This window comes from Mycobacterium mantenii (assembly GCF_010731775.1).
GTDB classification, from domain to species: Bacteria; Actinomycetota; Actinomycetes; order Mycobacteriales; family Mycobacteriaceae; genus Mycobacterium; species Mycobacterium mantenii.
This window is the reverse complement of record NZ_AP022590.1, coordinates 2,130,559-2,144,205: the sequence shown is the minus strand read 5'-3', so window position 1 is coordinate 2,144,205 and position 13,647 is coordinate 2,130,559. Positions and strand designations below refer to the sequence as shown.

The 13,647-nt window shown below is 64.5% G+C and carries 11 protein-coding genes and 1 pseudogene; 5 read left to right on the top strand and 7 right to left on the bottom strand.

What is annotated here, in order from left to right; genetic code table 11:
* The first annotated feature begins 21 nt into the window (after positions 1 to 21).
* Positions 22 to 2,511, top strand: coding sequence for a DUF4118 domain-containing protein (locus G6N50_RS09660; RefSeq protein WP_083099587.1), 2,490 nt, complete (start codon positions 22 to 24; stop codon positions 2,509 to 2,511).
* Here the strand turns inward: G6N50_RS09660 and kdpC are convergent.
* The 5 genes from kdpC to G6N50_RS09635 form a co-directional block, all read right to left on the bottom strand.
* Positions 2,471 to 3,073, bottom strand: coding sequence for a K(+)-transporting ATPase subunit C (kdpC, locus tag G6N50_RS09655; protein ID WP_308204210.1), 603 nt, complete (start codon positions 3,071 to 3,073; stop codon positions 2,471 to 2,473). The two genes, G6N50_RS09660 and kdpC, sit on opposite strands and share 41 nt — an antisense overlap.
* A gap of 2 nt (positions 3,074 to 3,075) precedes the next feature.
* Positions 3,076 to 5,163 carry a potassium-transporting ATPase subunit KdpB gene (gene kdpB / locus G6N50_RS09650; protein ID WP_083099591.1) on the bottom strand — a complete coding sequence of 696 codons (2,088 nt, stop codon included), beginning with the start codon at positions 5,161 to 5,163 and terminating at the stop codon, positions 3,076 to 3,078.
* Positions 5,164 to 5,166: 3 nt separating this feature from the next.
* Entirely contained in the window at positions 5,167 to 6,909 is a 1,743-nt protein-coding gene (gene kdpA, locus G6N50_RS09645) for a potassium-transporting ATPase subunit KdpA (RefSeq protein WP_083099593.1), read from the bottom strand.
* An 86-nt stretch (positions 6,910 to 6,995) separates the two neighbouring features.
* Positions 6,996 to 7,151: a hypothetical protein gene (locus G6N50_RS09640; RefSeq protein WP_158086117.1), complete on the bottom strand. Its 156-nt coding sequence runs from the start codon at positions 7,149 to 7,151 to the stop codon at positions 6,996 to 6,998.
* A gap of 438 nt (positions 7,152 to 7,589) precedes the next feature.
* The gene (locus G6N50_RS09635) at positions 7,590 to 7,736 is read right to left on the bottom strand and encodes a hypothetical protein (RefSeq protein WP_158086118.1); all 147 of its coding nucleotides are present in this window, start codon (positions 7,734 to 7,736) and stop codon (positions 7,590 to 7,592) included.
* A 497-nt stretch (positions 7,737 to 8,233) separates the two neighbouring features.
* Here G6N50_RS09635 and G6N50_RS09630 point away from each other — a divergent pair.
* A pseudogene (locus G6N50_RS09630) lies at positions 8,234 to 8,452 on the top strand (helix-turn-helix domain-containing protein); the annotation flags it as partial.
* Positions 8,453 to 8,996: 544 nt separating this feature from the next.
* The gene (locus G6N50_RS09625; RefSeq protein WP_083099595.1) at positions 8,997 to 9,197 is read left to right on the top strand and encodes a hypothetical protein; all 201 of its coding nucleotides are present in this window, start codon (positions 8,997 to 8,999) and stop codon (positions 9,195 to 9,197) included.
* 4 nt (positions 9,198 to 9,201) lie between these two features.
* On the opposite strand, the gene G6N50_RS09620 is transcribed toward G6N50_RS09625, so the two are convergent.
* On the bottom strand, positions 9,202 to 10,722 hold the full coding sequence (locus G6N50_RS09620; protein ID WP_083099621.1) for a molybdopterin-dependent oxidoreductase: 1,521 nt from the start codon (positions 10,720 to 10,722) through the stop codon (positions 9,202 to 9,204).
* Between the two features lie 301 nt (positions 10,723 to 11,023).
* On the opposite strand from G6N50_RS09620, the gene G6N50_RS09615 reads away from it, so the two are divergent.
* On the top strand, positions 11,024 to 11,932 hold the full coding sequence (locus G6N50_RS09615; protein ID WP_083099596.1) for an SPFH domain-containing protein: 909 nt from the start codon (positions 11,024 to 11,026) through the stop codon (positions 11,930 to 11,932).
* 95 nt (positions 11,933 to 12,027) lie between these two features.
* Here G6N50_RS09615 and G6N50_RS09610 read toward each other — a convergent pair whose 3' ends face one another.
* A complete protein-coding gene (locus tag G6N50_RS09610) occupies positions 12,028 to 12,288 on the bottom strand; it encodes a DUF1918 domain-containing protein (protein WP_083099598.1) in 261 nt (86 codons plus the stop codon).
* A gap of 206 nt (positions 12,289 to 12,494) precedes the next feature.
* Between G6N50_RS09610 and G6N50_RS09605 the strand changes: the two genes are divergently transcribed.
* A complete protein-coding gene (locus G6N50_RS09605; protein WP_083099600.1) occupies positions 12,495 to 13,517 on the top strand; it encodes an ABC transporter substrate-binding protein in 1,023 nt (340 codons plus the stop codon).
* Positions 13,518 to 13,647 lie beyond the last annotated feature (130 nt).

Sequence of the window (13,647 nt, the reverse complement as noted above, 5' to 3'; positions counted from 1 at the left end):
GTCGCAGAAATCGGCTGCTAGATGGCACGGGGACGGCTCCGTGTGTACCTGGGTGCTGCTCCGGGGGTCGGCAAGACCTACGAGATGCTGCTCGAAGGGCACCGCCAGGGCAGACGGGGTGTCGACTGCGTAATCGGCTTCGTCGAGCCCCACGGCCGACGAGCCACGCAGCAGCTGGTTGACGGACTGGAAGTGGTGCCCCGACGTTACGTCCGGCACCGGGGTGGGGTGCTGCCGGAAATGGATGTGGATGCGGTGCTGGCTCGCCGTCCGCAATTAGCGTTGGTCGACGAACTGGCGCACACGAACGCTCCCGGTTCCCGCAATCCGAAACGCTGGCGGGACGTTCAGGAGTTACTCGACGCCGGAATTGACGTGCTCACGACCCTCAACATTCAGCATCTGGAGTCGTTGGGCGATGTGCTGACCGAAATGACGGGTGTGGAGCAGCGCGAAACGGTGCCCGATGCGGTGGTGCGTCAGGCCGACGAGCTGGAACTGGTGGACTTGTCGCCAGAAGCGTTGCGCCGACGCATGGTTGCCGGTGACATCTATCCGCCCGACCGCATCGACGCGGCGCTGTCACACTATTTTCGGCCGGGTAATCTTACCGGGCTGCGGGAACTGGCGCTGCTGTGGGTAGCCGATCGAGTTGATGAGGGCTTGCGCCGTTACCGCAGCGAGCACGGCATCAGCGCCAGCTGGGAGGCCCGGGAGCGCATCGTGGTGGGCGTATCGGGCGGCCCGGAAAGCGACGGGCTGATTCGGCGGGCCGCGCGTCTGTCCGCCCGCACACCGGGAAGCGATCTGATGGCCGTTCATGTGGCGCGCAGTGACGGACGTTTGGGGGCCGACCCGGCCGCATTGGCCACGCTGCGCTTGTTGATCAAGGGGCTGGGCGGCAGTTGGCATCAGGTAGTTGGCGCCGACGTCAGTAGTGCGCTAGTCCAATTCGCGCGACACGAAAACGCCACGCAGATGGTGATCGGCGTCAGCCGTCAGAGCGCCGGCCGGAGAATTCTGACCGGCCGGGAAGTGGTGTCCCGCAGGCTGTCTCGGCTCGATGCCACCTTGGATGTGCACGTGGTGACCGATAGGACGCCGGCAAGGTTTGCGGCGCGGCTCCCGCAGCTAAGCGGTGTCAGTCTGGGTCGGAGGTTGCAGGCGCTGGCACTGATGGCGGTGTTGTTGCCGGCGGTGACAATCCTGTTGGGGCTGCTCCGGTCCCGGCTGAGCCTGCCGAGTGATTTGTTGGTCTACCTGCTCTTGATCGTCCTGATCGCGGTGGTGGGAGGGTGGTATCCGGCGCTGGTCGCCGCGGTGGTCTCGGTGGCGGCCGCGGATTTCTTTCTGACCCGCCCGCTGTATTCGCTCCGAATCGCGCTGTTCAACGATGCTGTGGCGCTGGTTGTGTATGTGGCGGTGGCGGTGCTGGTGAGCTGGACGGTAGAAGTCAGCGCACGACGCCGTCGGCTGGCCGCCCGATCAAGCGCCGAGGCTGCGGTGCTGACGTCGATGGCCGAGGCACTGCTGCGCGGGGAAGGCGATCTTCCCCAGTTGTTGGATTTGGTCCGTGAGACGTTCGGGTTGGAGGGGTTGAGCGTGCTGGAACGCCGGACGGGCGCGCCGCATGGCCAACCCGGTGACAAAGGCGGCTGGGTTCTCACCGCCAGCTGTGGTAATCGGCCCCCGGAGTTGCCTGAGCAGGCCACGGTGCAAGCGGAGCTGGATGCTTCATCGCTGGTCGTCGGCCGTGGCGCGGCGTTATCGGCAGCTGACCAGGAGATTTTCACCGCGTGCGCGGCGCAGGTCGCCGAGTATCTGGGCCAGCGCAGGCTCAGCCAGCGCGCTGCCGGCGCCGAACAGCAGGCCGATACCGAGCGCACCCGAACAGCGCTGGCCGCCGCCGCCGGTCGCGCCCTTGCCGAGGGGGTCGACTCCGCCAAGCGGGCCGTCGCGGGGCTACGCGCGATACCCGCTGTGGCGCGGGAGGGTGAGCTGATCGACACGCTGGAGCGTGCGGTGGACCGGATCGGCGTCCTGGCGAAGCAACTAGATGATGTGGCGAGGGCCCGGGCCGGCGCGTTGGATGTGCGTATTCGTCAGGTGGATGTCGCGGAGGTGGTGACTGCTGCGCTCGACGAACTCGGCCCTGGTCACCACGCGGTGGACGTCATGCTGCCAGAAGACTTACCCAATGTGATCTCCGACGCTGCGGTGCTCACCCGGGTGGTAACGGCCTTGGCCGCCAACGCGATTCGGCTCAGTTCGCCGGGTGACAGACCGACGATCGCCGCGGCGCTGCGCGGTGACCGGGTGGAAATCCGGTTCCAGGCGGGCCACCCCGAGCCAGGACTGGGCGATGGTCGCGTCGAACTCTTCACCGTTGAGGCGGCACGCGATCTGCTCGAGGCAATCGACGCGTCGCTGCGCACGGAAATCGGTTCGGACGGCGCCGCAATAGTAATCGTCAGTGTGGCCGCGGCTGCAGTCGATCGAGCGCAAGGTTGAGCATGACGACATTGACCACGGTCTCCCCCAGGAAGCCCAGCGCACGGCCAGTGGTGTGGCCGCGCACTAGCGCTGCCACAGTTTCGGGCGGCAGATGCCGAGCGGCGGCGACGCGCGGTGACTGCAATTCGGCGTTGGCCACCGAGATATCCGGATCGAGACCAGACCCCGAGGCGGTCACCGCGTCGACGGGCACGGCCGCATCGCCGGGCAAGTGGTTGAACGCGCGGTAGGCAGCGGCTCTTTCACGGATGACAGCGAGCAGCCTGGGATCGCTGGGGCCGAGGTTGCTGGCCGCGCTGGCGGTGGCGTCGTAGCCGTCTCCCGCGGCTGACGGCCGGGGCTGGAAGTACTCGGGCAGCGGGTTACCGTGGGCGTCTGTGAACGATTGACCGAGCAGGCTCGAGCCGACGACCTGGTTGTCGCGGCTGATCAGCGAGCCGTCGGCCTGGTGGCGGAAGGCCAGTTGCCCGATGCTGTAGGTGGCGAGCGGGTAGGCAACGCCCAGCACCAGGCTGGCCAGCGCCGTGAGCACTACTGCCGGAACCAGTTGCGCGCGCAGCATTAGTGGATGCCTAACGGTGCGACGATGCCGATGTCGATCAGTTTGATGAGCACGAACGGAGTGATCAGTCCGCCGACCCCGTAGATCAGCACGTTCCGGCGCAGCATCGCGGTGGCACCCATCGCCTTGACGCGAACACCGCGCAACGCCAGCGGGATCATCAGCACGATGATGATCGCGTTGAAGATCACCGCGGAAAGGATCGCGGTGTGCGGGTTGTGCAGGTTGAGAATGTCGATCGCTCCCAACTCCGGATAGACGGCATGCACCATCGCCGGGATCGCGACAAAGTATTTAGCGACGTCGTTGCAGACCGAGAACGTCGTCAGCGCACCGCGGGTGATCAGCAGTTGCTTGCCTACCTCGACGATCTCCATGAGCTTGGTCGGATCGCTGTCCAGGTCAACCAGATTGCCGGCCTCCTTGGCAGCCTGTGTGCCGCTGTTCATGGCCACCCCGACGTCGGCCAGAGCCAGGGCCGGCGCATCGTTGGTGCCGTCACCGGTCATCGCGACGAGGTCGCCACCGGCCTGTTCGGCGCGAATCCGGTCCATTTTGTCTTCCGGTGTTGCCTCGGCGATGAATTCGTCGACACCGGCCTCGGCGGCGATGGCCGCGGCAGTGGCCGGATTGTCGCCGGTAACCATCACGGTGCGGATCCCGAACGGCCGCATGGCGCCGAGGCGCTGCGAAATGCCAGGCTTGACAGTGTCTTTGAGGTGGATGATCCCCAGCAAGGTGTTCTCGTCGGCGACTGCCAGCGGGGTACCGCCGCCGGTGGCGATGCGCGCCGCGATGCCATCCATGTCTGGTGGCACGGCGCCGCCGTTGGCCCGTACCCAGTCGCTGACCGCTGCCACGGCGCCTTTGCGGATTTTGCGGTTTGGCAAGTCGATGCCGGACATCTTCGTCTTGGCGCTGAAGTTGACCAGGTTCGCACCGGCGATGTCGCTCGGTTGGCAGCCGTGGTAGTGCTGGGCGAACTGGACGATCGAGCGGCCCTCGGGGGTTTCATCGGCCAGCGACGACAGGTGGGCTGCGTCGGCCAAGGCGTGCTCGTCGGTGTCGCCGACCGGGACGAACTCGGTGGCCATGCGGTTGCCGAAGGTGATGGTGCCGGTCTTGTCCAGCAACAACGTGGTCACATCACCGGCGGCTTCCACCGCCCGCCCCGACATGGCCAGCACATTGTGGCGGATCATGCGGTCCATGCCGGCGATGCCGATAGCCGAAATCAATGCTCCAATGGTGGTCGGTGACAGCCGCACCAGCAGGGCAACCAACAACACGATCGGCTGCTTGACCCCCGAGAAGATCGCGACCAACTGAAAAGTGCTAACAGCGACCAGAAAGATGAACGTCAGGCTGACCAGCACCACGGTCAGGGCCAGCTCATTTTGTGTGCGTTGGCGGTTGGCGCCCTCCACCAACCCGATCATGCGATCCAGAAAGGTTTGCCCAGGCGGGGACGTGATGGATACGACGATGCGGTCGGAGAGCACCACGGTGCCACCGGTGACCGCCGACAGATCACCCCCCGATTCCCGCACTACGGGGGCCGACTCACCGGTGATGGCCGATTCGTCAACCATCGCCATCCCCTCGATGACCTCACCGTCGCCGGGAATCGCCTGGCCAGCTTCGACGACACAGCGGTCGCCGACCTTCAACTCCCGCGACGGCGTGTCCTTCGTGGTGCCGTCGGGGTGCAGAACGTGGGCGACGGTTTCCTGCCGCGCCCGGCGCAACGCGTCGGCGTGCGCCTTGCCGCGGCCCTCGGCCATCGCGTCGGCAAAGTTGCCGAACAGCACCGTGAACCACAAGAAGAGCACCACCAGGCCGGTGAACAGGTTGTCCGCCCCGCTGGATCTGGGTGCATCGCGCACAAACAGCAGCGTGGTCCAGATACTGCCGACATAGACCACGAACATCACCGGTTTGTGCACCATCACGCGTGGATCGAGTTTGAGCAGAGCATCGACGACGGCTCTGCGCACGATCCGGGGATCGAGTACCGACATCTCGCGTAGGCGCCGCGTTTCGCGGCCCAGGTGCCGACCGGGCGGGACAGCCGTCTGCGTCGTCATCGCTCAGACTCCGAAGTGCCCGGAGAAGTGCTCGGCCAGCGGTCCAAGAGCCAACACCGGGAAATAAGTTAGACCTACCAAAATCACGACGATCGCGGCGAGCAGCGCGGTGAACAGCGGTGTGTCAGTACGCAAGGTTCCGGCGGTGACCGTGTACCTGCGTTTGCGCGCCAGCGAGCCTGCCAGTGCCAGCGCCGGAATGATCTCGAAGAATCGCCCAACCCACATGGCCAGACCCAGCGTCGAGTTGTACCAGAGGGTGTTGCCGGCCAGCCCGGCAAATGCCGACCCGTTGTTATGCGCGGCAGAGGTGAACGCGTAAACGGTCTCGGTCACCGCGTGCGGCCCGGTCGCGGAGATCTGGTGGGCGGCCGACGGCAGCAGCAGCGAGATCCCGGCGAAGCTCAACACGGTGACCGGCAGTACCAGGATGTAGATCGCCGCCAACGTCATGTCCCCGGCCAGCAAGCGTTTACCTAGATACATCGGGGTGCGCCCGACCATCAGCCCCGCGATGAACGCGGTGATCAGCACGAAGATCAACATCCCGTATAGACCGGTGCCGGTGCCGCCGGGAATGACCTCCCCGAGCATCATGTCCGACATCGGCAGGCCGCCGCCCAGCGGCGTGTAGCTCTCCACGGCCGAGTTCACCCCACCGGTAGAGGTGCCGGTCATGGTGACGGCGTTCAATGCCGATCCGGTCGCCCCGAGGCGCAAATCCTTGCCCTCCAGGTTGCCGCCGGGATTGGTGCCCGTGGCGGCCTGGACGACGCCTAGCTGAGCAAGGTGCGAATTGCCGTGGGCCTCTAGAGCTGCCACCGCCACCACCGAGAACACATACAGGGTGGCCATGGCCACGATCACGACCGTCGCTTGGCGCATGGATCCAACCAGCCGGCCGTAGGCCCATGGGAAAGCGAACGGAATCGCAGCGGCCAGCCAGATGGTGAGCACGTTGATGACCGGGTTGGGATTCTGGAACGGATGGGCCATATTGGCGCCGAAGTAGCCGCCGCCGTTGTCGCCGATCATTTCGATCGGCACCATGCTCGCCACCGGACCACCGGGGATGCTTTGCTGGGCGCCGGTGGCGGGTGTGCCCATCGATGAGATGGTGTGGACGACCTGTGTCGGATGGAAGTTGTCGATCACGCCCGCGGCGAGCAGCACGATGGCGAACACGAAGCTCAGCGGCACCAACACCCGCACCAGCGACCGCACCGTGTCGACCCAGAAGTTCCCCAATGTCGTTGTCCGCGTTCGGATCACGCCGCGAATGAACGCCGCTGCCAGCGCCATCCCGGTGGCCGCGGACAAAAACTGGTGCACCACCAGTGCGAACATCTGACTGAACTGGCTCAGCGTGGATTCGCCGGTGTAGTTTTGCCAGTTCGTATTGGTCACGAAGCTGACCGCCGTGTTGAAGGCCAGTGGCGGACTCACTCCGTGGAGGTGATCGGGATTGCCCGGCAGCAGGTGTTGCACGCGAAAAACAAGGTAGTTCAGCAGCACGCCGACGACGGTCAGCGCCACCACCGAGCCAACATAAGCGATCCAGCGTTGCTCACCATCTGGGTCGATGCGCAGCAACCGGTAGACCAGCCGCTCCACGGGAAGAAACACCCGATCGCCGGGCGCCTTCTCATTGCGGTACACCTTAGCGAGGTAACCGCCCAAAATCGGGGTGCTGATGACCAGCAGCGCGAACACTGCCGCGATCTGTGCCCAACTCGCTGCAGACATCTAAACGTCCCCGCGCCGGACCAGCCCGTAGACCAGGTAAGCACCCAACAAGACCGCGACAACGATTCCTGTCACATCGTCGAACGTCATGCCGACTCGAGCTCGGTCCGCGGTGCGCACTCACGGGATGTCTCAGCCAGCACAGGCTCGTCGGGACCCATCAACCGATCACATGCGGCGGCGAATCCGACGGCAAGCGCAGCCAGGCCAACCAGCAGCGCAACGAATGCCAGGTCCAGCATGGCCGACCTCCGACAATTGTGAGCAGTGGTTGGGATGACGGTACGACGACTCCGCCCGGTACAACTGCCGGATATACGGTATCTATACGGCCCGCAATGCGCATTGGGACTGACCCCTGATGGTGGACATCTGACTGGTAGGACCGCTGGTCCTGCGGGAAGGTTGTCTGTATGTCGGGCAAGCGTCGGAAGTACACCCCGGAGTTCCGGGAACAAGCTGCCCGCCTGGTGACGAGACGGCCCGGCCGGTGGCCCATGTGGCGGCCGAGGTCGGTGTCGCGAACAATTGCTGGGTCGGTGGGTGCGCCTTGCCCGCGCAGCCGATGATGGCGGGAATACTGGCGCTGGTGCTTGATGCCGATGAACGCGCAGAGCTGGAGCGTCTGCGCCGGGAGAATGCCGAATTGCGTTTGGACCGTGAGTCTCTGAAAAAAGCCGCTACCAGCTCCAGTCCTCCGAACACGACACCGCGGCGAGCACCGCACCACCAGCCTCAACCAAACGGGTCTCGTAGAGATCCCGTTCGTACGCGTATGGATTGAGTTTGGAGCGCAGCGCGCGTTCGCGGTTCGGCGTAGCCCTCAATACATGGACGACAGTCCAAGCGGGGCCGGGTCCGAGCGGCAGTCAGGGCTGGTGCCCGGATCGCGGCGGCCCCCGGTGGCCGTGACGGGTGAAAGCGGACGATTTTCGGCGATCGACCATGAAGTCATATGGTGGCGGGTCGACGACCGTCCGCCAGCAACCGTAACTAACACCTCTGCGCTTATCTCACCCCGGCGTCACCCCGGCGATCGGGGGCGCTTTGTAGCCGTACCGAACCCGTACCGGAACCGTACCGACAACAACCAAAAATCTTGGTGCGCAGGTGATTTGATGTATCGGGTCGAACTGTTTTGGCTGGTCGTCCGCGCGCTATCTAGGGACTCATAATCTGTTGGTCGCGGGTTCGAGCCCCGCCCGCCCCACTTCCAGAGGTGCATGACGTCGGTTGATGCTTGACATTTCGCCTTCGGGTGATGCCTGACAGTGTTTCGGCTGATGGGTGACAGTTGCTTCGGTTGATCCTTGACACTCCCTAGATGAGGGAGTTGAGCGTGGCTGAGCAGAGGTATCAGGCCGTGATGGCTGTGATTTGTGATGGCCTGTCGGTGTCGTAGGTTGCCGAGAAGGTGGGGGATGTTGCGGGCAGACGTGCACTCGTGGTTGGCCCGCTATGAGGTGCGGGGCCTAGAGGGGTTGGTGGATCGATCGCATCGGCCGGTGCGTGTCCGCATCCGATGGAGGCTGCCCTGTTGGATTCTACGGACCGACGCGACGCGGTAAACGTCTTACGCCCGGCCCTGGCGGCGGTGGGCCTCCCCGCGAGCCGGTCGGCCACAACCCTGAGGCATGGCACCCGCGTGCCAGCTGTTGAAGGTGTCCGGCTGCATGGCCTACGGTATTCTGTTGCGGTGCAACGGCGTTCCTATTGAGCGAATTTTATGCAGGTGTCGAAGTGATTGGGGCACAGCACGTTTACGCTGACGCGTGATGTGTAGGGGATTGGGCTGCCCCAGCAGCGCCGGAGCAGGTTCCCGGCCGTCGCGGTTATTCCAGATACCTTATGGGTTAGCGTAATTAATGCGTCGTAATTAACCGGCGCGCCGACGGTACCGGTGGATATGCGGTCGGGCGCAATGCCACTATCTGGCGCTGACCACTGAGGTGATCGCTAACCACCTGCGCGGTGATCACCGAATGGCATGATTGCGCAGGGTATTGCTTGATGGAAGATAGCCATGGCCTGCGCGGTCTGCTGGGTCAAGGGCGTGACATCCCCTCTCCGGCGCGTAGGATCCCTATATGCGAAGGGCTTTCGTCGTTACATTCGCGGTTGGGTTGATTGTCGCAGTGTTCGGTCTGATCTGGGCGCTCCAGGGATTTGGAGTGCTTGGTGGGAGCCCGATGAGCAACACCACGACCTGGTCCATCATTGGTCCGATCACGGTGCTGATCGGCATCGTGATCGCGTTATTCAGTTGGCGGAAACTCTCGTCGAAATAGCGCTTCATGTCTTCACCACCGTGAAGTCCACCGTGTGCCAGCCGGTGGCGCCGTCGGGGACGGTACCAACCTGATCTGCCGTTTGGGTGCCTCCGGTGTTGTCGGTGGCGCGCACGGTGATGGAGTGTTTCCCTGGGCTTTTCGCCTGCCAGGGGAACCTCCACAACCGCCACGTCTCGTTGGAATAGCTCGCGCCCTGTTCAGCGGGCTGCCACACGCCATCGTCGATGAGGACCTCTACGGTCCGCACGCCGCGATTCTGTGCCCACGCGACACCGCCAAAAACGACGGGCCCCATCGGCACTTTCTGACCACCTTTCGGCACATCGATCCGCGACTCGGTCTTGATGGGCCCACGCGGTGCCCAGCCCTGGCGCGTCCAGTACGCCGCTGCTCTGTCGAAGCGGGTCAGCTCCATCTCGACGACCCACTTAGTGGCCGACACGTACCCGTAGAGCCCGGGTACCACCAGCCGGGCCGGGTAGCCATGCTCGATCGGCAGCGGCTGACCGTTGAGGCCGACGGCCAGGAGCGCGTCGCGACCATCGGTGAGTGCCTGCACTGGCGTTCCTGCGGTGAACCCGTCGATCGACGTCGACAGCATCATATCGGCGTCTCCGTGCGCACGGGCCACCGCAAGCAGATCAGCCACCCGGTAGCCTGTCCAGATGCCCGTCGAAATCAATTTGCCCCCAACGGGATTCGACACGCAGGTTAATGTCGTAACCGTTTCGACCAGGTCAAAGTGGGCGAGGTCGTCGAAGCTGTAGGTGGCTTCGTGGTCCACCATGCCGTGGATGCGCAGCCGCCAGTCGCCGTGGCTGAGTTGGGGAACACTGAGTGCGGTGTCCACCCGGTAAAAGTCGGCGCCGGCGGTGACAAAGCTCGGTAGCGCAACGCCGTTCGGTTGCACATCAGCAGGTATTGGTGGCGCCGATGTGCGCGGTCGGGGAAGTGTGAAGCTGTTGCGGTCAGCGGCCACCGAATGCACCAACCGCGTGATGACCGCACCGGCCACGCCACTCACTACTCCGAATCCGAGCAATCCCAACATGATCAACCTGCGCCGGCCGGCATCCGGCTCGTCGTGGTCGGCTCTGTCTCCCGGGTCTCCCAGGGCGGGCCAAAACCGACGGGTGAGCACGCGAAGGGTCGCCACGCCGCAGGCGGCGCCCGCGACGGTGGGGATGGTGTCGAGTGCTGTCGCACCCTGCCGCGACAGCACTGCAATGCATCCGAGGACGCCGGCCCCGCCGACCATGGCGCTACCGAGCGGGCGACGCTGAGTCTCGAGGGTCCCGGCGATTGCAGCGATCGTAGCGATCACCACGAGCACGACGACGGCCACGAAGAGTTTGTCCAGAGAGCCCAGGCTCTGAATTGCCCACTCTTTGATGGGACCCGGTGTCAGGTCGACGGCCACTGAGCCGATCGCAGCACGCGCGTCGGCCCGCGCACCGAACGGGATGCCCACCAGCTGGGCTACTCCGAGCGCGACGGCCGCGGCGGCGACCCCGGCGATCATCCGCTCATTGGACGGGGCGACGACCATCGAACTACTGTACTCGCGTTCGCCTCAACAACCGCAAACATCTTGCCGTGCAGGCGAACCGGCGACATCGGCATGGTGCCCGACGACCGGGGGCACGGTCCTGGCGATCTAGCCTGACCCTGCACTGGGGCCACAGCCGTGACCTCGATCGGAGGTCCCAGCACGTCTGCAGTGATCGGCCCATACTGGAGGGGTCTCGACGTTTCATCGGCTGTAAGTCGCCCGCACTCGCCGAGAAGCACTGACAGGTCTTGCCCGGGTGGAAGTGGACGTAATGATCATCCTTTACGCATTGGCCGCAGCGTTCGGCCTTGGTGTGCTCTGGCTGGGCACAAACGTTCGGGTCGTCAAGCAATTCGAACGAGGCGTCGTCTTTCGTTTCGGACGTGCGCAAACCGGGGTCCGTGGGCCGGGGCTCACGATGCTGATTCCGATCGCCGATCGCCTCAAGAAGGTGAACATGCAGATCATTACGATGCCGGTCCCCGCCCAGGATGGCATCACGCGCGACAACGTGACCGTGCGTGTGGATGCTGTCATCTATTTCAAGGTTGCGGATCCGGTGCGTGTGGTTGTCGACGTACAGGACTATGTGTCCGCTATTGGCCAGGTCGCGCAGACATCGCTGCGTTCAATCATCGGCAAAAGCGACCTGGACGACCTACTCTGCAACCGCGAGGGTCTCAATCAGGGACTGGAGTTGATGATCGACAGCCCCGCGGTGGGCTGGGGTATTCACATCGACCGCGTGGAAATTAAGGATGTAGTACTGCCGGATTCGATGAAGCGGTCGATCGCGCGCCAAGCCGAGGCGGAGCGTGAGCGGCGCGCTCGGGTTATCACCGCTGACGGTGAACTACAGGCGTCTGAAAAACTGGCCCAAGCGGCCGAGACGATGGCCGTGCACCCGGCTGCGCTTCAGTTGCGGCTCTTGGAAACCGTGGTCGAGGTCGCCGCGGAGAAGAACTCGACCCTGGTGCTTCCCTTCCCCGTCGAACTGCTCCGGTTTTTGGAACGAGCAACACCGCAAGCATCCGGGAGTCGGGACGACGAAGCCGCTATGCCCTCCACCGGAGCGGCGGCTTCGAAGACCGAGATGTCGAAGCTGGACGAGCCACAGATCCCCGAAGACGCCAGCGGTTTGGAAGTCGACACACGCATCGCGGGTCGGTATTCCGACTGAAACGGGTAGCCGTTCGAAACGGCCAAACCCGGGTGAGCCGGCCGTGTTGGCCGACACACCTGACTCTCGTCGAATTACTCTTGGCCCAACAAATCTCACGGAACCGCTGTGCGGGTTGTGGCGGCGTGGCGGGCCCGCGCGGCAGTGCGTCGTGCGGCCTCCGTATGCTCGGCGGCGGTGACGACCACTGCGTCAGACCCGGGGTACACCGTCGCCTCGTGCCCAGTCACCAGCCAACGCACCACGTATGGCGGAGAGCCGTCTTGCGAGCGCACCTCGATGATCTCAGCATGTTGATCATGCCGTTCCGTGGTTGTGCCCTTTACCACGAGGTAGTCGCCGACATTTGCCTTCATCGCCCGCCCCCTTCTCGTCCTGGTGAGACTGCGGACCCCTACATCGTGCGCCCGTTCGTCACTTAACGGAAGCGGAAGTAACTACTACAGCTTTCCGGCGACGAAGTCCGCGCTTGTAGGTCGGCGCGTAGCCCCACGCCCGTGGCTGAATTCCGACGCGGCAGCCGCGCGAAGCTCGCGCTCGGCTTCGCCACACTGTTTAAATTGTGCGCGTGGCAGCGCGCGCCGTCCTGGTTACCCCACTGTCGGGCCCGCTGGCCAGATTCGGGATAGCAGGGGCGAGCGCTGTTGCTCTCTGGGCTGACAGTTCCGGAGTAAGTCTGGAGGTCATCGACGCTTACCCCTCCGCGGCGTCCGCAATACGGGCCGCCGAGGCTAGCCGGCCCAACGTGGTGTTCGGGCCGTACGGTTCGGGGCCCGCGCTGGCGGCCGCGGCCGCCAGCACAGGGGTCGTCTGGAACCACGGTGGCGCGACCGCCCGGCTCGCGCGGCCGGCGTATCCGCGTGTCGTCAACGTGGAGTCTCCCGCTTACCGCTATCTCGCCGCAGTGCTCGAAACCCTAGTCGCCGACGGTCTTGGGGAGGGGTCAGAGGTGGTAATAGTGCACGTCGACACGGGGTTTGGTCGCGAGGTGGCGGAAGAGGCGGCTGTGGTGGCCCGGAGACTCGGTCTCCTGCGGCGGTCGGTCACTTTTCGGCCAGGCCGGGCCAGAGACATGCTGGCGCAGGTCCCGGCGGGCGATGTGCTGTTATCGGCCGGTTCCTTCGACGACGACGTCTCGATCGCACAGTGGGCCAGCGAACACCGTTGGCGCGCAGTTGGATTGGTTGCCGCGGGGGTTGATGAGCTCCGGCATGCTATCGGTGATCGCGTGGAGGGGCTGTACGGACCGTGCCAGTGGTTCGACGACGGGACAGATGATCCCGCGGACGGACCCAACAGCGAGTGGTTCAGCCACTGTTACCGGGACGCGAACGGTATTGAGCCGCCCTATCCGGCAGCTGCGGCCTTCGCCGCAGGTGTCATCTGGCAGCGCTGCGTGAAGGAAGCCGACACTATTGAATCCTTGCCGGTGATGGCCGCGTCACAACAACTCGACACCACCACCTTGTTCGGTCGATTTCGTGTCGACCCGGTCACCGGCGTGCAAACCGGCCATCGGATTCGCGTCGTTCAGTGGCGAGACGGACAGCGGGTGCTGGTCGATCGGCCACCTCATCGGCAGTGAACGTCAAAGTCCCATCACCTCGTGCGTGGGTCGGCGGGTTGGCGGCGGTCCGTCCCTGGCTAACTAGCTAACACCTGTCAGCTCGTCCCGTCGCGGCGGCAACGCGGCGTCCAGGGGCGAATCTGGCCCC

Coding starts and splice junctions, on each gene's coding strand:
- G6N50_RS09660 (WP_083099587.1), top strand. CDS start 22: ATGGCACGGGGACGGCTCCGTGTGTACCTGGGTGCTGCTCCGGGGGTC.
- kdpB (WP_083099591.1), bottom strand. CDS start 5,163: ATGACGACGCAGACGGCTGTCCCGCCCGGTCGGCACCTGGGCCGCGAA.
- kdpA (WP_083099593.1), bottom strand. CDS start 6,909: ATGTCTGCAGCGAGTTGGGCACAGATCGCGGCAGTGTTCGCGCTGCTG.
- G6N50_RS09640 (WP_158086117.1), bottom strand. CDS start 7,151: ATGCTGGACCTGGCATTCGTTGCGCTGCTGGTTGGCCTGGCTGCGCTT.
- G6N50_RS09625 (WP_083099595.1), top strand. CDS start 8,997: ATGCGAAGGGCTTTCGTCGTTACATTCGCGGTTGGGTTGATTGTCGCA.
- G6N50_RS09620 (WP_083099621.1), bottom strand. CDS start 10,722: ATGATCGCCGGGGTCGCCGCCGCGGCCGTCGCGCTCGGAGTAGCCCAG.
- G6N50_RS09615 (WP_083099596.1), top strand. CDS start 11,024: ATGATCATCCTTTACGCATTGGCCGCAGCGTTCGGCCTTGGTGTGCTC.
- G6N50_RS09610 (WP_083099598.1), bottom strand. CDS start 12,288: ATGAAGGCAAATGTCGGCGACTACCTCGTGGTAAAGGGCACAACCACG.